This window comes from Pseudomonas laurylsulfatiphila, assembly GCF_002934665.1.
In the GTDB taxonomy this organism is placed as follows: domain Bacteria; phylum Pseudomonadota; class Gammaproteobacteria; order Pseudomonadales; family Pseudomonadaceae; genus Aquipseudomonas; species Aquipseudomonas laurylsulfatiphila.
This window is the reverse complement of record NZ_NIRS01000001.1, coordinates 24,841-51,194: the sequence shown is the minus strand read 5'-3', so window position 1 is coordinate 51,194 and position 26,354 is coordinate 24,841. Positions and strand designations below refer to the sequence as shown.

The following is a 26,354-nucleotide window of genomic DNA, read 5'->3' as shown; positions in this document are numbered from 1 at the left end:
GAGCCACGAAGCGAGACCGGTGGTTGATGGCGGCCATCATCCATCAGGCAACAATCGATAAAAAGCGTAAAAAATGCGCCATTCCCATCGAATCAATTGATATGAAATAGGCTCGAAACTTTCTCATCCAGCCTTCACTTCATCGCATAAGCCAATGAGTCATAAGCAATTCACTAGAACTCAATGGCAAATGCAGACACCATAGCGCTCAACAGCCTCACACCCTGGAGTCAGTCCGCGTGCCGCAACACACCCCCGATCTTCCGCCTGAACTTCGCCCCCTGGCCGAAATGCCGCTGATCAAGCGCCTGCTCGCCCGGTTCTTCGGATACAGCCTGACCCGTCTGCACGCTCAACATCGTGCGTCGTGGTTGCATGGCCAGGCTGACGGTTTTCGCAGCGGTCACAGCGCCGGGGTCGATTACGGCTACAGGGAAGGCAAGCTCGAAGGGCTGGAGGAGGGGCGGCAGGTCCTGCTGATCCGCGACTCGCGTTCCACTGAACACCGGCCACCGAATGTCGATGACCTGCTGTTCGACGATTGGCGCCTGCCGTTGAGCGCCGAGTTGAAGAAGCGCATGAAGGCTGATGTCGCCCGGTTACTGCCGGCCCATGCCCAGCCCAGCGCCGCACAGTGGAAAATGATCTTCAGCGACACGCCGTCCACCTCGGTGATCGCCGGTGCTGGCGCAGGCAAGTCGACCACGCTGGTGCTGCGTATCTTGCTGTTGAGCCATTACCTGGGCTTCGAGCTGAGTTCGATGACGGTGGTGACCTTCACCCGCGAGTCGCGCAAGGACTTCATCAACAAGCTGATCGAACTGTTTGCGCTCTGGGGGCGCGCGATCAGTTTCAAGGAGGCACGGGACCTGGTGCGCACCTTTCACTCGCGGATCCTGCCGATGGTGCGCAGTCTTCCGGGTTTCGAGCGTTTGCAGGCCTTCGAGAACCTCAGCCTGCGGGCTGCACAGGGTGACGAGGAGGTCGACAGCAATCCGTTCGACCTGCGTATCAACGACGCCCAGCGCCAACAGCTCAACGCCTGCTATCACCGTCTGCACAGTAACGACGAGCGCTTTCGTGAGCTGATCAAGCCATTGTCCCGGCATGCCTTGCAACTCAAGGAACTGGAGCGTGATCACCCCGATGTGCAGAAACGCATGGGCGTCACCGAACTGGCGGCCAAGCGTGATGAAGAGTTGTGCGACGCCATTGAAGACCTGTGGTTTCGCGCCGGTGCCTGGCCCATCAAGGGCATCGAACCGAAGCGCCAGTCGTTCGATATCAACGGCTCGACATTCCACTGTCACGGCTACATCCCGACGCTGGACGCCTGGGTGGTGCTGGGGTTCGACCCTCGGGAGAACCCGCAGGTCACGCGGCCCAATGCCAAGCTGACGGTACGCGCAGAATGGGCGGTAAAGCGCACCCTGTTTCAAGCTTTCTGTCGTAAGCCATTGATTTGGCTTGATAGTTACGAGTCATCAAAGCGTGTGCTGGCCTCGCTGGCGGGGGATGCCAGCGCCGGGCCGGGCTTCGATTACAAGGTCAAGGGCGAGCTCGCCTCCGCGCCGTTGCTCGATTGCTTTGTCGCCGCCGCCGGGTTCATCGAAAACCTCGGGCTGGATGTGCCGAGTGCAGTGGGACAGATGAGTTTCGCCAAGGACGATCCCGACCGGTTCTTCTTCGAGGCCCTGAGCCTTTACTGGCGGGCGCTGGAAGATCATTTGCTCGACCAGAAACCGCCGATCATGACCTACAACCGGATGTTCGCCCTGTTCAGCGAGCATTCGCCGGAGAACCTCAAGCTGCTGAGTGATGAGCTGCTGCGGCCGCTGTCGCACCTGATGATCGACGAATTCCAGGACGTCTCGCCGCAAATCGTCTCCTGGATCAGGGCCAGCCTGGCGGAGATCCGCAGTCGCGGTCCGGCCATGCACGTCGGGCGGGGTGCCCAGCGTTCCTCGCTGCTCTGTGTGGGCGATGACTGGCAATCCATCTATGGCTGGCGCGGCAGTTCGCCGAGCTACTTCATGGAGTTCAACAAGGCGTTCCCGTCGCCGGGCACCACCAAGGTCATGCTCAGCGACAACTACCGCAGCCACCAGCACATCATCGATGCCGCCGAGCACATCGTGCGCGCAGCACCGGCGATTGCCGGGAAGAAAGCCAAGGCCAGCGGTGAACCCAAGGCATTGCTGCCGGTGAATGTCCTCGATCGTGATGACCAGGGCATGGCGCAGCGCCTGATGGAGCATTACCGAAAGGGTGATTCAATCTTGATGCTTTATCGAAAAAGTAGCGATAAGTCATTGATAGAAGAGCATATTCAGTCAGTAGTTAATGTTGATTCGAGCTTGCCCCATGCGGCTCGCAGGCTCAAGCAACTGACGTATCACAGTGCCAAGGGCCTCCAGGCCGATGCGGTGTTTTTGCTGGGCGACTGCCAACACCTGACCAGTTCGCCCTATAAAAATCAGGTTTACCGGATGGCGGGCCTGGGCAAGGCGGGTGACAGCGAACCCTACGACAATGCCCAGAAGGACGAGATCCTGCGGCTGGCGTACGTCGGTATCACCCGTGCCGTCAGCCATTGCTACTGGTACGTCGACGCACAAGACACCCAGGCCGCGAACATGCCCAAGGCCTCCGACCGGATCGGCAAGGGCAAGGCGTTCTTTGTCGATCATCGTAAAAGCCAGAACACCGCCTGAATCGAAACCCTGTAGGAGCCGGCTTGCCGGCGATGGGCTCAAGTGCGCCGCGTTTATCCGGTTCACACGCGTTATCGTTAACGACCATCGCGAGCGGGCTCGCTCCTACAGGGGAATAGCGCTCAACAAAAAGCCCACTTGACGTGGGCTTTTTTGGGGGTGGACAGGCTTCAGGCATAACTCCTGAAGGCCTCCGGTGGAACGAAGGCTTCAAGTTCATCCTCCACCGCTTCGATTATTCGTTCTACATCCGCGGCATTCATGACGGTGGCGCAAGGAATACCGGCAATGGCGATCATGGTCTCGCCAGTGGCACGATCGAAAAGACGGGCAATCATGCTGCCCGGCGCGTCCATGCTCGCCTCGAAACCCATGGGATGAAAATGCCAGCGCATCAGCTGGCAGGCGTTTGGAAATGTGACCTTACTGAACCCTCTATTCATGTGTTGCCCGCCTTCATTATCGAGCGCTTCCTTTAGCTCATGGTAGGAGGGAAGAACCTTCAATGGTTCAACCGGTGACAGTCTTTTAAAGTAGCATCCGAATGTGAAAAGAATGTGGTTTTTTCAGGTCGTTTGGCGATTGCCACCCTTTTTTTGATTCAGGTCACGCTTCCTTGATATTGGCGCCCCAAAGCCCGCATCCGTTTAGTCGTTGAAGACAAAGCGGAAGTTGGGCAAGCTCGGTTTTTTCCGTCGAGACTTTCAATGCACGCCGAGGATGATGGCCCGCTGCAAACCCAGGCCACGGGCGAGACGGTCATGCGCTATCACTTGCGCTGGAAACACCGGGACCTGGACGGCGTCATGGCGCTCTATCACCCGGAAGTCCAGTACAACGACTTTTTCCAGAACCGGGTCATGGGCCTGGCCGAATTGCGCGACTATGTGCGCAGCAGCATGCCCCGGGATCCGGATGAAGCGCTGGAGCACTCCGACCGCATTCGACTGGACGGCAACACCGCCTTCATTCAGTACCGCATCACCCTGCGCGGTGGTGAAGGCCTGGTGTCGTTCCGCGCCAGCGAGGCGATCACCGTCAAGGACGGGCTGATCTGGCGGGTCAATGAATACGCTTCGCTGGTGCATGAGCAACCCGTCAGCAAAACCACCCCCGGCCAACGCCCGGCGGTCAGTCGGCTGGGCCTGTCGCCTCGCCAGTTGAGCTTTATGGCCGATGACCTGCAGCAGTATTTCCAGCGCCAGCAGCCGTATCTTGACCCGGAACTCGACCTGCAACGAGTGGCGAAGGAGTGCGGGTACAGCCGTAACCAGATTTCCTATCTGTTGAACCAGGTGCTGGGCCAGAGCTTCTACCGCTACGTCAACCAGGCGCGCCTGCAACACTTGTTGGCGGCACTGGATGACGCCACGCCACCGCTGCGTATCGATGAACTGGCGTTCGCCGCCGGGTTCAATTCGCTGTCGGCGTTCTACAGCTGTTTCCGCCAGCACACCGGCCAGTCACCCAAGGCTTACGTCAAACAAATTTCTTTGCGTGCACGCGCGCAAGACAGCGCCTGAGCCCACGCACTAGGATCGACGCCATCGAAGTTTTTCAGTGGCGGAGTCTTGCATGCCGGCGTGGCGCACTATCAGTTTGTGGATGGACCAGCTCGACGAGCCTTTGTTGGCGCGTCCGGCGCTGGAACGGGACCTCGATGTGGACGTGGCGATCATCGGCGCCGGCTACACGGGTCTCTGGACCGCGTACTACCTCAAGCAGCAGAAACCGGAGCTGAACATCGCCATTGTCGAAGCACAGACTGCCGGTTTCGGTGCGTCGGGGCGCAATGGCGGCTGGCTGATGGGCAACTTGCTGGGTGAAGACCGCCTGCTGGCCGGCCTATCGGCCCAAGAGCGTCGCGCTTCCTACGATTTGTTGCATGGCATTCCGGATGAAGTGGAGATTGTCCTCGAACGTGAGGGCATCGACTGCGATTTCCGTAAAGGCGGGGTGTTGTATTGCGCTGCGCGTTATCCGGAACAGGCGACCAGCCTGCGTCACTACCTGGACGATCTCCATCGCCAGGGCCTCGACGACAACCACTATCGCTGGCTGAGCCCGGAACAACTGGCACAGCAGATCCGCGTCGCCAAACCCTATGGCGGCATCTATGCGCCGCACGTGGCGACCATCCACCCGGCCAAGCTGGTACGCGGGCTGGCCCGGGCAGTGGAGCGCCTGGGGGTCAGGATCTACGAAAACAGCCCGGTCACCCATTGGCAATCCGGCAGCCTGCGCACGGCGAAAGCGTCGGTGCGCTGTCACTGGGTCGTTCCGGCAGTAGAAGGCTACTCCGTCACCTTGCCGCCCCTGGGGCGTTATCAGATGCCGGTGCAGAGCCTGATCGTCGCGACCGAGCCATTGTCGGCGGCCACCTGGGATGAAATCGGCCTGAGCCGTGGTCAGGCGTTCAGCGAGGCCAGTCGTCAGGTGACCTACGGCCAGCGCACCGCTGACAACCGTTTGATCTTTGGCGCCCGTGGCGGCTATCAGTTCGCCGGCAAACTGCGCCACGACTTCGAGCTGACCACGGATGAAAAAGACCTGCGGCGCTACCTGTTCGGCGAGCTGTTCCCGCAGTTGAAGAACGTGCAGATCACTCATTCCTGGGGCGGCAACCTGGGCATGTCCCGGCACTTCAAGCCGCACATGCTCTGTGACCGGGCCAAAGGCATCGCCTTGTCCGGCGGCTACGGCGGGGAGGGCGTTGGCGCCAGCAACCTCGGTGGACGCACGCTCGCCGACCTGATCCTGGGGCGCGACACCGATCTGGTGCGCCAGCCGTGGGTCCTCCCGCAGCGGGGCCTCGACGCGCTCAGGGCCTGGGAGCCGGAACCGATCCGCTGGCTCGGCTACAACGCAATCATCCGCAGCTTTGTCCATGAGGACCAGACCTTGGCCAACCCGGCTACCGCGCCCTGGCGGCGCAAGCTGGCGAGCGGGGTGGCCGGTTTCATGGAAGGTTTCATGCACTAAACGGCGCGCTCTTCATCGACAGGCCATATCGACAGGTATTCCCATGAGCATCACGCAATTCAAGCACACCGCAACCCTGAAACTGGAAGAGTCCAACCCGGTCGCGGTGCCCCTGGGCACGCCCGTGGCCGTGGCTTCGACCACCAGCGTCGAACGCGACGACGGCGTCGAGACCGGCGTCTGGGAATGCACCCCGGGGCGCTGGCGGCGGCAGATCGTCGCCCAGGAATTCTGCCACTTCATCCAGGGCCGCTGCACCTTCACCCCGGACGGCGGTGAGCCGCTGCACATCGAAGCCGGCGACGCACTGATGTTGCCGGCCAACAGCCTCGGTATCTGGGACATCCAGGAAACCGTGCGCAAGACCTACGTCCTGATTTTCTGATCCTTGATTGCCTGCCAACAAAAACAACCTACAGGAATCGACTCATGCTCCGAAAGACACTGACCCTGGCTCCGCTGCTGCTGGTTGCATCGATCAGTCAGGCGGCCGAAACCGTCAAAATCTATAACTGGTCGGATTACATCGCGCCGGACACCACGAAAGACTTCCAGAAAGAAACCGGCATCGGCTTCACCTACGACGTCTACGACAGCAACGAGACCCTCGATGGCAAGCTGATGACCGGCAAATCCGGGTACGACGTGGTGTTTCCGTCCAACCACTTCATGGCGCGGCAGATTGAGGGTGGCGCCCTGAAGAAGCTCGACAAGAGCCAGTTGCCGAACTGGAAAAACCTCAACCCGGTATTGCTCAAGGCCTTGCAGACCAACGATCCGGGCAACGAGCACGGCTTCCCGTACCTGTGGGGTAGCACCGGCATCGGCTACAACATTGCCAAGGTCAAGGCGGTGCTGGGCGACAACGCCCCGGTGGATTCCTGGGACTTGATTTTCAAGCCCGAGAACATGCAGAAGTTACAGAAGTGTGGCGTGGCCATCCTCGACAACGGTCCCGAACTGCTGCCGGCCGCATTGAATTACCTTGGGTTGCCGCCTCACAGCAAGAACCCGGACGACTACAAGAAGGCTGAAGCCTTGCTGTTGAAAGTGCGGCCGTATGTGAGCTATTTCCACTCGTCCAAGTACACCAGTGACCTGGCCAATGGCGACATCTGCGTCGCGGTCGGTTTCTCCGGCGACATCCTGCAAGCGGAAAACCGCGCCAGGGAAGCCAACAATGGTATCGACATCGGTTATGCGATTCCCAAGGAAGGCGCCGCCATCTGGTTCGACATGGTCGCGATGCCGGTCGATGCTCCGGACGAAAAGGCCGGATACGCCTTCATGAATTATCTGCTGCGCCCGGACGTCATGGCCAGCGTCAGCAACTACGTGCATTACGCCAATGGCAACGAGCAGGCTGACAGCCTGATCGACCCGGCGATCAAGAACGACACCAAGGTTTACCCAAGTCCGGAAATGATGGGAAAACTGTTTGCCCTGGAAGCCATGCCATTGAACATCGACCGGGTCCGCACGCGCGTGTGGAACAAGATTCGCACCGGCAGTTGAAGACCTGGTCAGGCTACGGGACAGAATGTCCCGTTGCCATCCTTATCAGCCGACCGGCTCGGCTGCGCAACTCATCTGGCCTGAGCCGGGTATCTGGAAAAAAACGTCATCGCCGATTTGCCAGAAGCTGTAGCTGCCTTTGTAATCCTTGCCCGTGTACTGGGTTCCGGAATTGCTCGGCACCTGGTTCAGCGTCACCGAGGAGTTGGCCCATTTCAGGAACACCACGCCCGGTTCGACCGTAAAGAAGGTCGCGGCCACCAATGCGTTAAACCCTGCGCAACGATAAGCCAAGGGGCCTTCGGTGAGCCGGCTCGGGTCCTTGGTTCTGGCAATGGCCGAACCCTGACGCAGTTGGAACGCACGCTCGGCATAACTGGCGATGACGCACGTCTTGGCTTGCGGCCCGGCACCACACCGGTTACGGGACTCCATCCAGAACCTTTGATCTATCTCGACTTTATTCGGGCGCGGCACTGAATGTTCGTCGGTGAGCGCCAGGAGATAAAGACGGTTGAGTTCCAGGTCCATACGCGCCAGCTGAGCGTCGTGACAGATAAGCTTTTCGGCGGATGCCTGGGGCGAGGTGCAATCGAAACTGGCCTTGTAAGTTGGCAAGGGTTTTGGCTTTGCCTTTGTCGCGGCTTCACACACACCCGCAGTCACGCATGCGCTGATGGCGAGCAGAGAGGCCAGAAGTGGCGTGACCATTTTCATTTCGGCGTCACCTGAATCTTTACGTGATGCCCGTATTGCAACGCATCGTGTCGAAGCGTTGCACAGTCATTCGGTCGCATGGGGTCTATCGAGTGTAAGGCAGTGCTCGAAACCTGCCACATCGAGCCAGGAGAAACGTCAGTCTTCCTCGCGAATCGTCGCCACTTCGTCGGCCCTGACTTTCACCTTCGCCCCCGAAATGTCCTCGAACTCGAAGAACCCGTCCTTGGTCCGGGTATTCGGCATGTCCTTGGTCAGGTACTGAGTGCCGTTCTGCAGGGTCACCACCGTCGGCGTCGAGCAGCCGGCCAGCATCAGCAGGGCCGCTGCGGCCAGGGGTAAACCCAAAGTCTTGATGTCCATGATCACCTCCCGTTCGTTTTGAAGCAGTGCCATACATTCGTGCCTGTCACTGCATGCCTATGGCGGTTGGTGCCGCCAGGGGACAGAAAGTTCTACTGCCCGGGAAATATTCCGTACAGCACCTCCATTTATCCTTTTCCGATTGCACCGGGCAGGGCGGAACTGTTATCTGTACGCATAACCAGTACTCGCTCGCCATGGCCCATTTCCTGTGACTGCAAATCCTCTCGACGATCCGTTCTATTACCTCAACAACTTCATGCAAGTGCTTGATTGGCTTGAGCAGCGCTTTGCCGATGTGCTGAGCGTCGACGAGCTGAGTTTCATTAATGAGTTTAAGCGGTTACCCCGTGAATCGCAGGCACTGCTGGTCAGAATGGTCATGCGCAAGGGCATACATTTCAGGGCCGGCAAACTGCATTACGACGAAATCGGCGATATCCTCAGCGCCACCAGCCCGCTGTTGACACTCGGTTGGGTCGACGAGCGTATGCCGGTGGCGGTCGAGGAACTGTTCGAACTGCTGCTCAAGGGTGAAATCCTCCAGACCTTCGGCGCCGTCATCGATCAACCCAAAGGCAGGAAAACCGATTGGCTGCCCGCGCTGAGCGAGCAATTTCCCCAGGCGCAAAGCTTCAACGACTGGTGCCCGTGGCTGGATGAGCGCCTGCTCAGCCTGACCATCATGGAGTTGTGCGATCGCCTGCGCCTGATGTTCTTCGGCAACCTGTATCAGGACTGGTCGGAGTTCGTGCTGGCGGACCTGGGTATCTACACCTACGAAAAAGTCGAATTCAGCGCCGAGTCCCGCGGCTTGCGCAGCCGCGAAGACGTGGATGCCTGTGTCCTCCTGCACGCGTACCAGCAACAGTTCGAAGCCGGTGAAGCGCTGGAAGAGGTGGCCGCGCGCATCAAGGGCCTGGCGCTGGACAATCCCTGGTTGCAACGCCGGCGCGGCAAGCTGTTGTTCCAGATGGGCCAGTATTGCGAACGCATCGCGGATTTCGCCATGGCCCTGGATCTCTACCGCGAATGCGCTTATCCGGGGGCCCGTGCGCGACTCATTCGCGTGCTGGAGCGCAGCGGGGAGTTCGAGTTGGCGCTGGATCTGGCCGAGCAGGCCGAACAAGCACCGGAAAGTGCCGCCGAACACCAGCAGTTGATCCGCGTGCTGCCCCGCCTGCGGCGCAAGCTCGGCGGGCCGCCCATCAAGCGGGCGGCGCCTCGGGAAATGCAGCGTCTGGACCTGCAACTATCAAGAGTCGATCCGGCAGTGTCGGTCGAGTTTTACGTTCAGGCGCATCTGGCTGAGGATTCGGCACCGATCCACTACGTCGAAAACAGTCTGATCAATTCGCTGTTCGGCCTGTTGTGCTGGCCGGCGATTTTCGCGCCTTTGCCGGGTGCGTTTTTTCACCCGTTCCAGCGCGGGCCGGTGGATTTGCTCAGCGAAGACTTCCAGGCCCGCCGGGCCGAACTGTTCCAGGCGTGCCTGGCTGAACTCGAAGACGGCCGCTACCGGCAGACCATCCGCCAACGTTATGCGGCCAAGTGGGGCGTGCAGTCGCCGTTCGTGTTCTGGAGCGTGCTCAGCGAAGAGTTGCTGGAGCAAGCCCTCGATTGCCTCCCCGCCGAGCATCTCAGGCACTGGTTCAACCGCCTCTTGCTGGACATCAAGGCCAATCGCGCCGGCATGCCGGACCTGATCCAGTTCTGGCCGCAGCAAAAGACCTACCGCATGATCGAAGTCAAGGGCCCGGGCGACCGCCTGCAGGACAACCAGTTGCGCTGGCTGGAGTTCTGCCACGAACACCAGATGCCCATCGCCGTGTGTTACGTGCAATGGGCGGAGCAGGACGCTTGAGCTACAGCATTGCGGTGCGGGCGCTGTGTGAGTTCACCGCCAAGACCGGCGACCTCGACCTGCGCTTCACGCCGTCGCCCACCGCGCTGGAAGGCATTGTCGGGCACCGCACGGTGGCCTCGCGACGCAGCGAGGGTTACCAAAGTGAAGTCGCCCTTGAGGGCCAGTATCAGACCTTGACGGTCAAGGGCAGGGCGGATGGCTATGACCCGGGGCAAAACTGCCTGGAAGAGGTCAAGACCTACCGCGGTGACTTGAGCAAACAACCGGCCAACCACCGTCAGTTGCATTGGGCCCAGGCGAAAATCTACGGCTGGTTGATGTGCCGCCAACGGGATCTGCCGCGGATCAACCTGGCGCTGGTGTATTTCGACATCGTCAGCGAACAGGAAACCTGCCTGGTCGAGCCCTTCGAGGCCGCGCAGCTGCAACAGTTCTTCGAGCGGCAATGCGCGCGCTTCCTGCAATGGGCGCAACAGGAAGTCGCCCACCGTGACGGGCGCAATCTCGCGGTGCAGCGCCTGGCCTTTCCCCACGCCGATTTTCGGCCGGGGCAGCGCCATCTGGCCGAGTCGGTGTTCAAGGCCGTCAGCACAGGGCGCTGCCTGATGGCGCAGGCGCCCACGGGCATCGGCAAGACCCTGGGCACCCTGTTTCCCATGCTCAAGGCACTGGCACCGCAGCAGCTGGACAAAGTGTTCTTCCTGACGGCGAAAACCCCGGGACGCAAGCTGGCCCTGGACGCCGCGCAAGTGTTGCTGGCCAGTGCCGATGCGCCACCGTTGCGGGTGCTGGAGATGATTGCCCGGGACAAGGCCTGCGAACATCCGGACAAAGCCTGCCACGGCGAGTCCTGCCCACTGGCCCGGGGTTTCTACGATCGCCTGCCGGCTGCGCGACAGGCGGCCAGTCAACTGAGCCTGCTGGACCAGGGCGCCTTGCGCGAGGTGGCCCTGGCACACGATGTCTGTCCGTATTACCTGAGCCAGGAAATGGCGCGATGGGCCGACGTGGTGGTTGCCGACTACAACTATTACTTTGATTTCAGCGCCTTGCTGTTCGGTCTGGCCCAGGCCAATCACTGGAAGGTCGCGGTGCTGGTCGACGAAGCGCATAACCTGGTGGAGCGCGGCCGGCAGATGTACAGCGCCAGCCTCGATCAGGCGACCTTCAACGGCGTGCGCAAAACCGCGCCCGACGTGCTGAAAAAGCCGATGCAGCGAATCAACCGCGAGTGGAATGCCCTGCATGACGCGCAAACCGGCGCCTATCAAGCCTATGACAAGCCGCCGGAAAAACTCCTTCAGGCACTGTCATCGTGCAGCGCCAGCATCGGTGACTACCTGAACGATCACCCACAAGGGCTGGACAGCGCACTACAAGGATTCTACTTCGACATGCTGCAGTTTTGCCGGGTGGCCGAACTGTTCGATGAGCAGTTCCTGTTCGACATCAGCAAGCGCGACCTAGAACGCAAGCGCAATCTCTCGCAACTGTGCCTGCGCAACGTGGTACCGGCAGGGTTCATCCGCCCGCGCCTGACTGCCGCGCGCAGCACCGTACTGTTTTCCGCGACCCTCAGCCCCCGGCACTATTACGCCGATTTACTGGGAACGCCGGCGGACACGGTGTGCATCGATGTCGAGTCGCCGTTTCATGCCGATCAACTGCAAGTGCACATCGTCAACCAGATCTCCACGCGGTTCGTGCATCGCCAGTCCTCTCTCGAACCGATCGTGGAGCTGATCGCCAGCCAGTTCTGCAAGCGCCCCGGTAATTACCTGGCGTTTTTCAGCAGTTTCGATTATTTGCAGCAGGTGGCGCAGCTACTCGCCGAGAAACATCCGCACATCAGCCTGTGGTCGCAGTCCCGAGGCATGGGCGAAGCGCAACGCCAGCAGTTTCTCGACCAATTCCACGCCGACGGCCAGGGGGTCGGCTTTGCGGTACTGGGCGGGGCCTTTGGTGAAGGCATCGACTTGCCCGGTGCCCGGTTGATCGGCGCATTTATCGCCACGTTGGGGCTGGCCCAGCTCAATCCGGTGAACGAGCAACTGAAACGGCGCATGGCCGCCATCTTTGGCGCCGGTTACGACTACACCTATCTGTTTCCCGGCGTACAGAAAGTGGTACAGGCCGCCGGACGGGTCATCCGTACGCAACAGGATCAAGGGGTAGTGATGTTGATCGACGACCGTTTTGGCGAGAGCAAGGTCAAACAATTGTTGCCGCGTTGGTGGGCTTTCCAAATTCCCGGTATGACGCATACTCCAGAGAAATAATGAGGCGGTGGGATCCATGAGCGAAGATCGAACCAAGGTCAGTGCCATCGAAGACGGTCGTTTTCGGCTATTGATCGATGCGGTGATCGACTATGCGATCTACATGATTGATCCGGACGGCGTCATTACCAGCTGGAATGCCGGCGCCAGGCGTTTCAAGGGGTATGAAGAGGCCGAGATCCTCGGCGAGCATTTCTCGCGTTTCTACACCGATGAGGATCGCCGGGCCGGCTTGCCCCAGCGGACACTGGACACGGCGCTTGATGAAGGGCGTTTCGAGGGCGAAGGCTGGCAGGTGCGCAAGGACGGCACCCATTTCTGGTCCCATGTGGTCATCGATCCGATCTTCGACCCGTCGGGCACCTTGCTGGGTTTCGCCAAGATCACCCGCGACCTGACTGATCGCCGGGTGGCCGAGGAAATCCTCAAGCAAAGCGAACAGCAGTTCCGCCTGCTGGTGCAGAGCGTTACCGACTATGCGATCTACATGCTTTCGCCGGACGGACGCGTGAGCAACTGGAACCTTGGCGCCCAGCGCATCAAGGGTTACTCGCCGGAAGAAGTCATTGGCCAGCACTTTTCGATGTTCTATACCCCGGAGGATCGCGAAGCCCGCGAGCCACAAAGGACGCTGGACATTGCCAAGCGTGAAGGGCGCTTTGAAAACAAGGGCTGGCGGATGCGCAAGGACGGTACGCGGTTCCTCGCACACGTCATCGTCGATCCGATCTGGGGTGACACCGGCACCTTGCTCGGTTTTGCCAAGATTACCCGTGATATCACTGACGTCACGCATGCGCAGCAGGTGCTGGAGCAAACCCGGGAGGCCTTGTTCCAGGCGCAGAAAATGCAGGCCATCGGCCAGCTCAGTGGCGGGATCGCCCACGATTTCAATAACCTGCTGACGGTGATCCTCGGCAATCTGGAAATCGTGCGCAAACGGGTGACGGACAACCCCAAAATAACCCGCTTGATCGACAACGCAACCCAGGGTGCCTTGCGCGGCGTTTCCCTGACCCAGCGCATGCTCGCGTTTGCCCGACGCCAGGAGCTCAAGTCGGAACCAGTGCGGATACCGGCCTTGGTGGAAGGCATTTCCGGGCTGTTGCGCAGTTCCCTGGGGCCTTCGGTGAAAATCGAAACGCGCTTTCCCGAAGATCTCGAACCGGTGCTGGCGGACCTCAATCAGCTGGAACTGGCCGTACTGAACCTGGCCACCAACGCCCGTGACGCCATGCCCAACGGCGGGACCATCAGCTTCAGCGCCAGAAACCGTGAAGTGGCCGACAGCGCCGCCTCATCCCTGGCCCCGGGAAGTTACGTCTGCCTGAGCATTGCCGATACCGGCGAGGGCATGGATGAAACCACGCTGGTCTCGGCGATGGACCCGTTTTTCACCACCAAGGGCGTCGGTAAAGGCACGGGCCTGGGGTTGTCGATGGTTCACGGTTTTATTGAACAACTGGGCGGACGATTCATCCTCAAAAGCCAGAAGGACCATGGCACGACCGCCGAACTCTGGTTGCCGGTCGCCACCGGGGATTCGCCCGTCAAACCGGTCGCCAAAGCGCCGGCCGTGACGGGACCAGGCCTGCGCGTGTTGGTGGTCGACGATGACAGCCTGGTGTTGACCAGCACCTGCCTGCTGCTCGAGGACCTCGGGCATCGGGTCATCAGTGCGCCTTGCGGTGCCAGGGCGCTGGAACTGTTCAACAGTCAATCGCAGATCGATCTGGTCATCACCGACATGGCCATGCCACAGATGAGTGGGGCACAGCTGGCCAATGCCATCAGGAGCATGCGACCGGACGTGCCGATCATCCTCGCCACCGGTTATGCCGAACGGCTCGAAGGCTTTGCCGCCCATCTGCCGCGTTTGTCGAAACCTTTTACCCAGCTCAACCTGGTGGAAGTCATTGCCTTGGCGATGAAGTGACGCGGCGGTTGTGCTGTTCATAGCGGGCCAGCATCGGCTGGGTGCTGATGCCGTGGACCAGAATGCTCAGGGCCACCACCGAGAGCGTCAGGTCGGCACACAAGGTGGCCACCGAAGGCGACAGGTCGTGGTTCAAGGCGTAGAACAGGTAGTAGAAACTGCCGATGCCGCGAATGCCGAACCAGCCGATCAACCAGCGTTGCGGGCCATTGAGCAGCGAACCCCAGGGCATCAGCCAGACCGCCAGCGGGCGAATCATCCCGAACAGCACCAGTGCGAGCACCAGCGCCCGCCAGTCCCAGTGTGCAACCAGCACGACCCCGAGCAAGGTGACCAGAAACACTTCCATGGCCCGTTCCACCAGGCTGCCGAACGACAGCATGTCGCCCATCATGATCCCGGCAGCGACTTGCGTGTCTTCCAGGTGATCCACATTGCCGGCCACGGCCGCTTCGGGTTCGACATGCTGATGACCGACCACCGCCTGGACCAGATGTTCGGCCGGTGCCTGGGTGTCACCGCTTGTCTTGACCTCGGCCTGGCGCAAGCCCAGGCCGGCGGCAAACACCGAGAGAAACCCGTAGCCCTGGATGGTTTCGGCCACGACATAGGCCAGTGCGATCAGGGCCAGGGCCAGGTAATCATTGGGTGAGAAGGTGCTGTCGGCATTCTTGATGCGCATGAACAAGGTCAGGCGGCCAATGCCGCGCCCCATCCAGTAACCGGTCAGCAGTCCGGCGGGCACGGCCCAGAGCAACTGCCTGAATGCCCAGTCGTCGAGCCAGGCACCTGTATTGTCACTGTGTTGCAGAAACAACAAGCCGAGGATGACGAAGGGGAATGCAATGCCATCGTTGAAACCGGCTTCACCGGTAAGCCCGAACCTGACCGGGTCGTAATCCCTGGCATCGCTGACCTGTACCAGAGAGGCCAGGACCGGATCGGTGGGCGCCAGAATCGACCCGATCAACAGCGACGGCCCCCACGGGAACCCAAACCCGAAATGCAGTAACAGGCTTACACCGGCAATGGTCAGGATCATCACCGGTCCCGCCAGGGCAAATGCCACCCGCCATCGGCGATCGCCCAAGGGCAGGCGCAACTTCAACCCGCAGACAAACAGCGAAAAAAGTACCGCTACTTCCGATAGATGCTCCATCCAGAAGGCGGCATCCTTGATATCCAGCCTGAGCAGACCCAGGCCCGCCGGACCGATGGCGACGCCCAGCACCAGACACACCGCCGAAGTGGTGACCGGCAACCAGCGCAGGTACGACGAGGTCAGCGCCAGCGTCAGCAACACAGCCCCCAACACCGCCACCCAGGTAATGAAGCTCATGGTCCGGATCTCGAAACAACCTTGTAGGAGCGAGCTTGCTCGCGATGGACGTAAACGATAACGCGTTCTGTCTGAATAAACGCGTTGCGCTGGCGTTCATCGCGGGCAAGCCCGCTCCCACAGGGATCCCGGTCGTTGTCGAGGGGCTGGATCAGGCCTTGAGATGGCGCAAGCTGCGCTCCATCCGCGCGATGCCTTCTTCGAGCAGCGAGCGTGGGCAGCCGAAATTCAGGCGCACGAACTGCTTGCAGTCATCGCCGAAGTCCAGGCCGGCGCTCAAGCCGACCCTGGCCTGTTCGAGGAAGAACTGCTGCGGGTCTTCCAGCCCCAGTGCCGTGCAGTCGAGCCACGCCAGGTAGGTGCTTTGCGGCAGGTTCATGGTGATGCCCGGCAGGCGGGTGCGTACCGCTTCGGCGAGAAAATCGCGGTTGCCTTGCAGGTAGACCTTCAGTTCGGCCAGCCATGGCGCGGCCTCGCTGTAGGCGACGCGGGTGGCTTCCATGCCCAGCGGGTTGACGCTGTCGACCATGCCGCAACGGGCGTGGTTGACCTTCTCGCGCAGCTGGCGGTCCTGGATGATCATGAACGAGGTCTTCAGGCCGGCGATGTTGTAGGCCTTGCTCGCTGACATCAGCGTGATGGTGCGCTGGGCGACTTGCGGGCTCAGCGTGGCCATCGGAATGTGCTGGCGGCCGTCGAAGCACAACTCGGCGTGGATCTCGTCGGAAATGATCCAGGCATCATGCTCGAGGCAAATGTCGGCAATGGCTTGCAGCTCTGCGCGGGGGAAGGCTTTGCCCAACGGGTTGTGCGGATTGCTCAGCAGCAGTGCGCCACCACCTTGCAGCGACTGGCTCAGGGTATCCAGCGGCGTGCTGTAGGTGCCATCGGCTTGTGCATCGAAGTTCAGCTCGACCTTGTTCAGGCCCCAATGTCCGGGGGCGTGGCGCAGCGGCGGGTAGTTCGGCACCTGTACCACGACGTTCTGTGGCGGCTGTACCAGGGCTTTCAATGCCATGTTAAAGCCCGACTCGACGCCCGGCAGGAATATCAACGCCTGCGGCTCGACACGCCAGGCGTATTTGTTCCAGAGGTCGGCAACGATAGCCTCGCGCAGCTCATCCTGGGCCACGCTGTAACCGACCATCGGGTGTTCCAGTCGTTTTTGCAGGGCCTGGATGATCACCGGCGGCGCGGCGAAATCCATGTCGGCGACCCACATCGGCAACACGTCCGCCGGGTAGCGGCTCCACTTGGTACTGCCGGTATTGTGGCGGTCGAACACCTGATCAAAATCGAAAGTCATGCGCAAATCTCGTAAAGGCCGGTTAATCATGCCGGCCATGATAAGCGCCAATCCTTGCAGGAGCGAGCCTGCTCGCGATGACTGACACCATACCCCCTGTGGGAGCGGGCTTGCCCGCGAAGGGGCCGGCAGATCCACCATGAGTGTTGGCTGACACTACGCCTTCGCGGGCAAGCTCGCTCCCACAGGTTTTGTGCCAATAGCCGTGAACGCCGACTAACGCCCGACGGTCGGGTTTCATCGCAGATTCGACAGCATTGACTAAAGTTCAACTGTCGGCAGCCAGACTGCCGCGACCGTGGTTGTTCGAAAAAGCCCGGCCATGTACCGGGTTCCACCTGATCAGGAGTGCACGATGGATCTCAGCCGTCGTCAGTTCTTCAAGGTCGCCGGTATCGGCCTTGCAGGCTCTAGCCTGGGTGCGTTGGGCATGGCCCCGACGCTTGCCTTTGCCGAACAGGTGCGTCATTTCAAGCTCGCCCACACCCATGAAACCCGCAACACCTGCCCGTATTGCTCGGTCGGTTGCGGCTTGATCATGTACAGCCAGGGCGATGCGGCGAAGAATGTCGCGCAAAACATCATCCACATCGAAGGTGACGCCGACCATCCGGTCAACCGCGGCACCCTGTGCCCCAAAGGTGCGGGCCTGCTGGATTTCATTCACAGTCCCGGCCGCCTGCAATACCCGCAGGTGCGCAAGCCCGGCAGCACCGAGTGGACGCGCATCTCCTGGGATGAAGCCCTCGATCGCGTCGCCAACCTGATGAAGGCCGACCGCGACGCCAACTTCATCGAGAAGAACGAGCAGGGGCAGACGGTGAACCGCTGGCTGACCACCGGTTTCCTCGCGGCATCGGCGGCGTCCAATGAAGCGGGCTACATCACCCACAAGGTGGTGCGCAGCCTCGGCATGCTGGGGTTTGATAACCAGGCGCGTGTCTGACACGGCCCGACGGTGGCAAGTCTTGCCCCGACGTACGGCCGTGGTGCCATGACCAATACCTGGACCGATATCGCCAACGCGAATCTGGTTCTGGTGATGGGCGGCAACGCAGCAGAAGCGCACCCGTGCGGCTTCAAATGGGTGACCGAAGCCAAGGCGCACAACAAGGCGCGGCTGATCGTGGTCGACCCGCGTTTTACCCGCACCGCCTCGGTGGCCGACTATTACGCGCCGATCCGTACCGGCACCGACATCGCCTTCATGGGCGGGCTGATCAACTACCTGCTGACCGAGGACAAGATCCAGCACGAGTACGTGCGCAACTACACCGACGTGTCGTTCATCGTCAAAGCCGGCTATGGCTTCGAGGACGGGATTTTCAGCGGCTACGACGCGGCCAAGCGCCTCTACACCGATAAATCCGGTTGGGGCTATGAGCTCGGTGAAGACGGTTTTGCCAAGGTCGACCCGACCCTGCAGGACCCGCGCTGCGTCTATCAGTTGATGAAGCAGCATTACAGCCGTTACACCCGGGAACTGGCGAGCCAGATCTGCGGCATGCCGGTCGATGCCATGCAGAAAATCTGGGAAGAAATCGCCACTTGCTCGACGCCGGGCAAGACCATGACCATCCTCTACGCGCTGGGCTGGACCCAGCACTCGATTGGCGCGCAGATGATCCGCAGCGCGGCGATGGTGCAACTGTTGCTGGGCAACGTCGGCATGCCGGGCGGCGGCGTGAACGCCTTGCGCGGGCACTCCAACATCCAAGGGCTGACCGACCTGGGCCTGTTGTCCAACTCACTGCCGGGCTACCTCACGCTGCCCGGCGATGCCGAACAGGATTACAACGCCTACATCGTCAAGCGCACGCAGAAACCGTTGCGGCCTGGGCAACTGTCCTACTGGCAGAACTACAGCAAGTTCCACGTCAGCCTGATGAAGTCCTGGTACGGCGCCAACGCCACCGCCGAGAACAACTGGGCTTACGAGTACTTGCCGAAACTGGACATCCCCCAGTACGACATCCTCAAGGTGTTCGACCTGATGGGGCAAGGCAAGGTAAACGGCTACATGTGCCAGGGCTTCAACCCTATCGCCGCGCTGCCCGATAAAAACCGCGTGATGGCGGCGCTGGCCAAGCTGAAATGGCTGGTGGTGATGGACCCACTGGCCACAGAGACTTCCGAGTTCTGGCAAAAGGTCGGGCCGTACAACGACGTGAACAGCGCCGACATCCAGACCGAAGTGATCCGCCTGCCCACCACCTGTTTTGCCGAGGAGGACGGTTCGCTGGTCAACAGCAGCCGCTGGCTGCAATGGCACTGGAAAGGCGCCGACGGCCCTGGCGAAGCGCGCACCGACGTGCGGATCATGAGCGAATTGTTCCTGCGCCTGCGCCAGCGTTATCAGGCCGATGGCGGCAAGTATCCCGACCCGCTGCTCAAGTTGACGTGGCCGTACAAGATCCCCGACGAACCTTCGCCGGAGGAACTGGCCAAGGAAATCAACGGTTCGGCGACGACCGACTTCACCGACGCCACCGGCGCGGCGATCAAGGCCAATACGCAACTGGCCGGTTTCGGCCAGCTCAAGGATGACGGCAGTACGGCGTCCGGGTGCTGGATTTTCTGTGGCAGCTGGACCGAACTGGGCAACCAGATGGCCCGCCGCGACAACAACGACCCGTACGGCATGCACCAGCATCAGGGCTGGGCCTGGGCCTGGCCGGCCAACCGGCGGATTCTCTACAACCGCGCCTCGGCGGACCTGCAAGGCAAGCCGTGGGATCCGAAAAAACGCCTGGTGTGGTGGAACGGCAAAGCCTGGGCCGGCACCGATGTGCCGGACTACAAGGCCGACGTGCCGCCGGAAGCCGGGATGAACCCGTTCATCATGAACCCCGAAGGCGTGGCGCGATTCTTCGCCGTCGACAAGATGAACGAAGGCCCGTTTCCCGAGCACTACGAGCCGTTCGAAACCCCGATCGGTATCAACCCGCTGCACCCGCAAAACAAGAAAGCCACCAGCAACCCGGCAGCACGGATCTTCGATTCGGTCTGGGACTCCCTCGGCGTGGCCAAGGATTACCCGTACGCCGCCACCAGTTACCGGCTGACCGAGCATTTCCACTTCTGGAGCAAGCATTGCAAGCTCAACGCGATCGTCCAGCCCGAGCAGTTCGTGGAAATCGGCGAAGTGCTGGCCAAGGAAAAAGGCATCGTCGCAGGCGATAGGGTACGGGTCAGCAGCAAGCGTGGCTTCATCGAAGCGGTGGCGGTGGTGACCAAGCGGATTCGTCCGCTGCAGGTCAACAATCAGGTGGTGCACCAGATCGGCATTCCGCTGCACTGGGGCTTCACCGGGCTCACGCGGCACGGTTACCTGACCAACACCCTGGTGCCGTTCCTCGGCGATGGCAACACACAGACCCCGGAATCCAAGTCATTCCTGGTCAACGTGGAGAAAGTCTAAATGGCCAGCCAAGACATCATTGCCCGCTCGGCCACCACCACACCCGCGCCCTCGGTGCGCGGCATGGAGGAAGTCGCCAAGCTGATCGACACCACCAAATGCATTGGCTGCAAGGCCTGCCAGGTTGCCTGCTCGGAATGGAACGATCTGCGCGATGAGGTCGGCCACAACCACGGTACCTACGAAAACCCGCAGGACCTCAGCGCCGAAACCTGGACGCTGATGCGCTTCACCGAGCACGAGACCGACGCCGGCAACCTGGAGTGGCTGATCCGCAAGGACGGCTGTATGCACTGCGCCGAGCCCGGTTGCCTGGCGGCATGTCCCAGCCCCGGGGCGATCATCAAGCACGCCAACGGCATCGTCGATTTCGATCAGGACCACTGCATCGGTTGCGGCTATTGCATCACCGGGTGTCCGTTCAACATTCCACGGATCTCGCAAAAGGATCACAAGGCCTACAAGTGCACCCTGTGCTCGGACCGGGTGGCGGTCGGCCTGGAACCGGCCTGTGTGAAAACCTGCCCGACCGGTGCCATCGTGTTCGGCTCCAAGGACGACATGAAGGAGCACGCCGCCGAACGCATCGTTGATCTGAAAAGCCGCGGCTTTGAAAACGCCGGCCTGTACGACCCCGAAGGCGTCGGCGGCACCCACGTGATGTACGTGCTGCACCACGCCGATACGCCAAGGCTGTACGCCGGCTTGCCCGATCACCCGGCGATCAGCCCGTTGGTAGGGCTGTGGAAAGGCATCAGCAAACCCCTGGCGCTGCTGGCCATGGGCGCGGCGGTGCTGGCCGGGTTCTTCCACTACGTGCGGGTCGGCCCGCAAATTGTCGAAGAGGATGAACATCCCGAGCCGCCGGACAACGCCGTGCACGAAGTCGATCCGTCGGTGCATACCTTCGATCCCCGTGGGGAGGGCAGGCCATGAGCAACAAGACGATCCTGCGCTACACCAGCAATCAGCGCACCAATCACTGGTTGGTGGCGATTCTGTTCTTCATGGCTGGGTTGTCCGGATTGGCACTGTTCCACCCGGCGCTGTTCTGGCTGAGCAACCTGTTCGGCGGCGGCCCATGGACGCGCATCCTGCACCCGTTCATGGGCGTGCTGATGTTCCTGCTGTTCCTTGGCCTGGTGTTTCGCTTCTGGCGCGCCAACTACTTCATCGCCAACGATCGGCTGTGGCTCAGGCGCATCGACCGGGTGATGAAAAATGAAGAGGAGGGCGTCCCGCCCATCGGCAAATACAACCCCGGGCAGAAGCTGCTGTTCTGGACTTTACTGCTGTGCATGTTGGTGCTGTTGTTCAGCGGGCTGGTGATCTGGCGTGCCTACTTCAGCGAGTATTTCGGCATCACCGCGATACGCTGGGCGATGTTGCTGCATGCGCTGGCCGGTTTCGTGCTGATCCTGAGCATCATCGTGCACATCTACGCCGGCATCTGGATCAAAGGCTCGGTCAGCGCCATGGTGCACGGCCGGGTCAGCCGCGGCTGGGCCAGGAAGCACCACGAACTCTGGTATCGCCAAGTGACTCAAGATGAGACGCGCGACGAAGCGCCTACGCGACCGATCACCAAAAAGGGCTGACATTTGCCAACCATCCTCGAACCTGGAGAAATCGAAGCGGCAGCCAGTTCGCCGCCGTTTCTGTACTTGCCACCGCCCAACCTGTTCAGCCTGCGCGCCCTGCGCCTGGAAACCCTGGCCGAAGGGCACCCGCTGGCCGATTACCTGCGCCTGATTGCCGGGTTGTGCCGGGTGCAGCAACAGGTGCTGGACGATCCGCCGCTTGGCGAGCCTCTGGACCGGCAACGCATCGAATTGTGCCAGCAGCACGGCTTGCCGCCCTTTGCGGCCGACAGTCTGGCGCGCGAAGACGACTGGCAGCTTTACCTCGATGCCTTGTTGCAGCGCTATGGCGCACCGCCACAATCCGCCGTGGCCGAAGCCGTGGACACCTTGCGCCTGGCCGGTGCCGGGCAACGCCGCGCCTGGGCGGTGGCACTGGTCAGCGGCCAGTATTCGCTGGTACCGGCGGCGCTGGTGCCGTTTCTCGGTGCGGCGCTGCAAACGGCCTGGAGCCACTGGCTGTTGAGTACGCCGAACCTGGCACTGACACCCGGCGATAGCCTCAGCCAGTGCCCGGCCTGTGGCTCGCCAGCCATGGCCGGGGTCATCCGCCATCGCGGCAAGCACAATGGCTTGCGTTATCTGGTCTGTTCGCTGTGTGCCTGCGAGTGGCACGTAGTGCGGGTCAAGTGCGTGTATTGCGAGCAGAGCAAGGGCCTGGAATACCTCAGCCTTGAAGATGATCGCCATGCCGCCAACCAGGCGCCGTTGCGCGCCGAAGTCTGCCCCGGTTGCAACAGCTATCTGAAGTTGCTCTATCTGGAAAACGATGCGGATGCCGAAGCGTTGTCGGCAGACCTGTCCAGCCTGATGCTCGACATGCGCCTGGCCCAGGACGGTTATCAGCGCCTGGCGCCGAATCTGCTGCTGGCGCCGGGAGACGAATAAACGCAGCGTCTACACTCTGGCGCGAGGGTCATTCGTTTTCAGGAGTGCCAGATGTCTGCACGCGGTGCCAGCCAATCCCTGCGTCTACCTTCCATCGACAGTCTGTTGCGTCACCCGGCGTGCCGGCCGCTGGCCGAGCGTCATGGACGCGACGCCTTGCTGGGTGCCTTGCGGCTGTTGCTGGATGAGTTGCGCGAAGGGGCACGCCAGGGCTTGCTCGACCCTGTAGAAGTCAGCGCCGAGGTGTTGGCAGGCCGGGTCGGCGAGCGATTGGCGATCCAGCATCGCAGCCATGTGCGGCGGGTGTTCAACCTTACCGGCACGGTGCTGCACACCAACCTCGGGCGGGCGTTGTTGCCCGAAGAAGCGATCGAGGCGGTGCAAATGGCCGCACGTTATCCGCTCAACCTGGAATTTGACCTGCGCAGCGGCAAGCGCGGCGATCGCGACGACCTGATCGAAGGTTTGATTCGCGAGTTGACCGGCGCCGAAGCGGTGACGGTGGTCAACAACAATGCCGCCGCGGTTCTGCTGACCCTCAACAGCCTGGGTGCGCGCAAGGAAGGGATCATTTCCCGGGGCGAACTGATTGAAATCGGCGGCGCCTTCCGCATTCCCGACATCATGGCCCGCGCCGGGGTGAAGCTCGTCGAGGTCGGCACCACCAACCGCACTCATGCCCGCGACTACGAGGCTGCCATCGGCCCGCGCAGCGGTTTGATCATGCGAGTGCACGCGAGCAACTACAGCATTCAAGGCTTCACCGCGAGCGTGCCGACCGCCGAACTGGCGCAACTGGCACACCGGCATGGCTTGCCGTTGCTCGAAGACCTCGGCAGCGGGAGCCTGCTGGACTTGACCCGCTGGGGGCTGCCCGCTGAGCCGACGGTGCGCCAGGCGCTGCTCGATGGCGCGGACATCGTGACCTTCAGTGGCGACAAACTGCTCGGCGGCCCACAGGCCGGGCTGATTGTTGGACGCAAGGAACTGATCGCCCGGATCAAGAAGAACCCGCTCAAGCGCGCGCTGCGGGTCGACAAAATGACCCTGGCGGCCCTGGAAGCGGTGCTGGGTCTATACCGAAACCCGGACCGACTGGCCGAGCGTCTGCCGAGCCTGCGCCTGCTGACCCGGCCACAGGCCGATATCCTCGCCCAGGCTGAGCGCTTGCAGCCGGCGCTGGCCCGCGTGCTGGGTGACGGCTGGAGCGTCAGCGCCATGCCGTCACTGGGCATGATCGGCAGCGGCAGCCAACCGGTGGCGCGGCTGGCCAGCGCGGCGCTGTGTATTCGCCCACTCACGTCGAAGCGTTTACGCGGGCGATCCTTGCTGAATCTGGAGGAGGCCTTTCGCGCCTTGCCGATTGCGGTGCTCGGGCGCATTGACGATGACGCCCTGTGGCTGGACCTGCGGCAACTGGACGACGAACCGGCCTGGCTGACGCAGCTCGATCAATTGCAGGTAGAGGGCCGGGCAGGGTGATTGTCGGCACCGCAGGACACATCGACCATGGCAAGACGGCGCTGCTCCAGGCGCTGACGGGCCAGGCGGGCGACCGGCGCCGGGAGGAGCGTGAGCGCGGCATGACCATCGACCTCGGCTACCTGTATGCCGCGCTGGAGCCGGAGGCGCCACTGACCGGTTTCATCGACGTTCCCGGCCATGAGCGCTTCACCCACAACATGCTGGCCGGGGCGCAGGGCATCGACCTGGTGTTGCTGGTGGTGGCCGCCGATGACGGGGTGATGCCGCAGACCCGCGAGCACCTGGCGATCGTCGAGTTGCTTGGCATCCCGCGGGCGCTGGTGGCGATCAGCAAGTGCGATCGGGTCGACAGCGCCCGGGTGCAAGACGTGCGTGAGCAGATCCGTACCTTGCTGGCACCCGGACCCTATGCCGATGCACCGCTGATTGCACTGTCGAGCGTGACCGGCGAGGGCATCGAAACCTTGCGCAAGACGTTGCTCGATGCCCAGCGTGAAGTGTCGCAGCGCAATACGGAAGGCGGTTTTCGCCTGGCGATCGATCGGGCCTTCAGCGTGGCCGGGGCCGGTATCGTGGTGACCGGTACGGCGCTGTCCGGCCAGGTCGCGGTGGGTGATACCTTGCTGTTGGGTCCACAAGGTAAACCGGTGCGCATTCGTGGCCTGCACGCGCAAAACCAGGCCGCCGACAGCGCCTGTGCCGGCCAGCGCGTGGCGTTGAACCTGAGTGCCGAGCGGCTGGCCCTGGAGCACATCCATCGCGGTCACTGGTTGCTGGCCGACGGCTTGTACGCGCCGACCCAGCGCCTGGACATCGACATGCAGTTGCTTGCCGGCGAATCCCGGGCCTTCGAACACTTTCAACCGGTGCACGTGCACCTCGGCACCCAGGACGTCACCGGCAGAGTCGCCTTGCTCGAAGGCGCCAGCCTGGCGCCCGGTGGGCGGATGTTTGCACAACTGCTGCTCAATACGCCGGTGCACGCGGTGAACGGCGATCGGCTGATCCTGCGCGACCAGAGTGCCCAACGTACCTTGGGGGGCGGTCGGGTACTCGATCCGTTTGCACCCACTCGGCAACGCCGCAGCCCCGAACGCTTGGCGCAGTTGGTGGCACTGGCGAGCAGCACGACGCTGGAGGATATTTTGCCGGCATTGCTTGCCCACAGTGACACCGGGCTCGATCCGCAGCGCCTGGAGCGGCAGTTCAACCGACCGCGCAGCCGTTGGGTGTTGCCCGCTGACGTGCGCTTGATCGACACCCGCCAGGGCGCGTTGCTGTTCAGTGCCAGCCGTTGGCAGGCCTTGAAGGCCGCCGTGCTGGAACACCTCGCACGCTTTCATCAACTCGAACCGGACCAGATGGGGCCGGACCGGGATCGCTTGCGCCGATTTGCCGGCAGCACTCAAGAACGTGGGACATATGTCAGCCTGCTCGACGAGTTGCTGGCCAGCGGCGACATCGCCAGCAGTGGCCCGTGGTTGCACCTGCCTGGGCACCAGGTGCGCTTGAGCGAAGAGGACGAAGCCCTGTGGCTGCAATTGCAACCGCTGTTCGAACAGGCCGCTTTCGACTCGCCGTGGGTGCGCGACCTGGGGCATGAGGAAGCGGCCGTGCGCGGGTTGCTGCGCAAAATGGCGCGCCTGGGGCTGATGCACCAAGTGGTGCGCGACCTGTTTTATACCGACGGCATGATTCGCCGATTGGCGGCTATGCTGTTGCAACTGGCCGACGCCAACCCGGTGATCCAGGTGGCGGCGTTTCGTGATGCGGTGGGCCTGGGGCGCAAGCGCAGTATCCAGATACTGGAGTACTTCGACCGCATCGGCCTGACCCGGCGTTTTGGCGATCGTCGCCAGGTTCGCCCGGACAACGCGTTGGCCCAGCGCAATGAGCCCTGAT

The 26,354-nt window shown here is 61.6% G+C and carries 19 protein-coding genes; 14 read left to right on the top strand and 5 right to left on the bottom strand.

The genetic code is table 11. From position 1 onward, the window contains the following. Window positions 1-239 precede the first annotated feature (239 nt). A complete protein-coding gene (locus tag CD175_RS00220) occupies window positions 240-2,714 on the top strand; it encodes a UvrD-helicase domain-containing protein (RefSeq protein ID WP_104447172.1) in 2,475 nt (824 codons plus the stop codon). Window positions 2,715-2,884: 170 nt separating this feature from the next. On the opposite strand, the gene CD175_RS00215 is transcribed toward CD175_RS00220, so the two are convergent. After that, the gene (locus tag CD175_RS00215) at window positions 2,885-3,157 is read right to left on the bottom strand and encodes a DUF1652 domain-containing protein (RefSeq protein WP_102701366.1); all 273 of its coding nucleotides are present in this window, start codon (window positions 3,155-3,157) and stop codon (window positions 2,885-2,887) included. Between the two features lie 264 nt (window positions 3,158-3,421). Here CD175_RS00215 and CD175_RS00210 point away from each other — a divergent pair, with 264 nt between their 5' ends. From CD175_RS00210 to CD175_RS00195, 4 genes are read left to right on the top strand one after another with little or no spacing between them, the layout of a single operon-like run. Beyond that, window positions 3,422-4,237 carry a helix-turn-helix transcriptional regulator gene (locus CD175_RS00210; RefSeq protein ID WP_104447171.1) on the top strand — a complete coding sequence of 272 codons (816 nt, stop codon included), beginning with the start codon at window positions 3,422-3,424 and terminating at the stop codon, window positions 4,235-4,237. 52 nt (window positions 4,238-4,289) lie between these two features. Then, window positions 4,290-5,696: an NAD(P)/FAD-dependent oxidoreductase gene (locus CD175_RS00205; RefSeq protein ID WP_104447170.1), complete on the top strand. Its 1,407-nt coding sequence runs from the start codon at window positions 4,290-4,292 to the stop codon at window positions 5,694-5,696. A gap of 43 nt (window positions 5,697-5,739) precedes the next feature. Next, window positions 5,740-6,081, top strand: coding sequence for a cupin domain-containing protein (locus CD175_RS00200; RefSeq protein ID WP_015095054.1), 342 nt, complete (start codon window positions 5,740-5,742; stop codon window positions 6,079-6,081). A 44-nt stretch (window positions 6,082-6,125) separates the two neighbouring features. After that, a complete protein-coding gene (locus CD175_RS00195) occupies window positions 6,126-7,211 on the top strand; it encodes a polyamine ABC transporter substrate-binding protein (RefSeq protein WP_104447169.1) in 1,086 nt (361 codons plus the stop codon). Between the two features lie 45 nt (window positions 7,212-7,256). On the opposite strand, the gene CD175_RS00190 is transcribed toward CD175_RS00195, so the two are convergent. Together CD175_RS00190 and CD175_RS00185 are read right to left on the bottom strand one after the other, a co-directional pair. Next, window positions 7,257-7,928 (bottom strand): MliC family protein, encoded by a 672-nt coding sequence (locus CD175_RS00190; protein ID WP_104447168.1) that lies wholly within the window; start codon window positions 7,926-7,928, stop codon window positions 7,257-7,259. 138 nt (window positions 7,929-8,066) lie between these two features. After that, window positions 8,067-8,291 carry a YgdI/YgdR family lipoprotein gene (locus CD175_RS00185; RefSeq protein ID WP_104448051.1) on the bottom strand — a complete coding sequence of 75 codons (225 nt, stop codon included), beginning with the start codon at window positions 8,289-8,291 and terminating at the stop codon, window positions 8,067-8,069. A 259-nt stretch (window positions 8,292-8,550) separates the two neighbouring features. Here CD175_RS00185 and CD175_RS00180 point away from each other — a divergent pair, with 259 nt between their 5' ends. From CD175_RS00180 to CD175_RS00170, 3 genes are read left to right on the top strand one after another with little or no spacing between them, the layout of a single operon-like run. After that, a complete protein-coding gene (locus tag CD175_RS00180; protein ID WP_240628900.1) occupies window positions 8,551-10,155 on the top strand; it encodes a VRR-NUC domain-containing protein in 1,605 nt (534 codons plus the stop codon). Then, window positions 10,152-12,437 (top strand): ATP-dependent DNA helicase, encoded by a 2,286-nt coding sequence (locus CD175_RS00175; protein WP_104447166.1) that lies wholly within the window; start codon window positions 10,152-10,154, stop codon window positions 12,435-12,437. Before CD175_RS00180 ends, CD175_RS00175 begins: the two co-directional genes overlap by 4 nt. Window positions 12,438-12,453: 16 nt before the next feature. After that, on the top strand, window positions 12,454-14,373 hold the full coding sequence (locus CD175_RS00170; RefSeq protein WP_104447165.1) for a hybrid sensor histidine kinase/response regulator: 1,920 nt from the start codon (window positions 12,454-12,456) through the stop codon (window positions 14,371-14,373). Here the strand turns inward: CD175_RS00170 and CD175_RS00165 are convergent. Further along, entirely contained in the window at window positions 14,351-15,712 is a 1,362-nt protein-coding gene (locus CD175_RS00165; protein ID WP_104447164.1) for a cation:proton antiporter, read from the bottom strand. The two genes, CD175_RS00170 and CD175_RS00165, sit on opposite strands and share 23 nt — an antisense overlap. A gap of 151 nt (window positions 15,713-15,863) precedes the next feature. After that, window positions 15,864-17,018: a MalY/PatB family protein gene (locus CD175_RS00160; protein ID WP_104447163.1), complete on the bottom strand. Its 1,155-nt coding sequence runs from the start codon at window positions 17,016-17,018 to the stop codon at window positions 15,864-15,866. A 355-nt stretch (window positions 17,019-17,373) separates the two neighbouring features. Here CD175_RS00160 and fdnG point away from each other — a divergent pair, with 355 nt between their 5' ends. From fdnG to selB, 6 genes are read left to right on the top strand one after another with little or no spacing between them, the layout of a single operon-like run. Next, window positions 17,374-20,439: a formate dehydrogenase-N subunit alpha gene (gene fdnG / locus CD175_RS00150; RefSeq protein WP_146094538.1), complete on the top strand. Its 3,066-nt coding sequence runs from the start codon at window positions 17,374-17,376 to the stop codon at window positions 20,437-20,439. Then, window positions 20,440-21,375: a formate dehydrogenase subunit beta gene (gene fdxH / locus CD175_RS00145; protein WP_007970080.1), complete on the top strand. Its 936-nt coding sequence runs from the start codon at window positions 20,440-20,442 to the stop codon at window positions 21,373-21,375. After that, window positions 21,372-22,037: a formate dehydrogenase subunit gamma gene (locus CD175_RS00140; RefSeq protein WP_104447160.1), complete on the top strand. Its 666-nt coding sequence runs from the start codon at window positions 21,372-21,374 to the stop codon at window positions 22,035-22,037. The genes fdxH and CD175_RS00140 overlap by 4 nt, the downstream gene beginning before the upstream one ends. A 3-nt stretch (window positions 22,038-22,040) precedes the next feature. Next, a complete protein-coding gene (gene fdhE / locus CD175_RS00135) occupies window positions 22,041-22,967 on the top strand; it encodes a formate dehydrogenase accessory protein FdhE (RefSeq protein ID WP_104447159.1) in 927 nt (308 codons plus the stop codon). A gap of 51 nt (window positions 22,968-23,018) precedes the next feature. Continuing rightward, complete coding sequence (gene selA, locus CD175_RS00130) at window positions 23,019-24,449, top strand: L-seryl-tRNA(Sec) selenium transferase (protein WP_104447158.1); 1,431 nt, start codon at window positions 23,019-23,021, stop codon at window positions 24,447-24,449. Beyond that, on the top strand, window positions 24,446-26,353 hold the full coding sequence (gene selB / locus CD175_RS00125; RefSeq protein WP_104447157.1) for a selenocysteine-specific translation elongation factor: 1,908 nt from the start codon (window positions 24,446-24,448) through the stop codon (window positions 26,351-26,353). Before selA ends, selB begins: the two co-directional genes overlap by 4 nt. Window position 26,354: the final 1 nt, after the last annotated feature.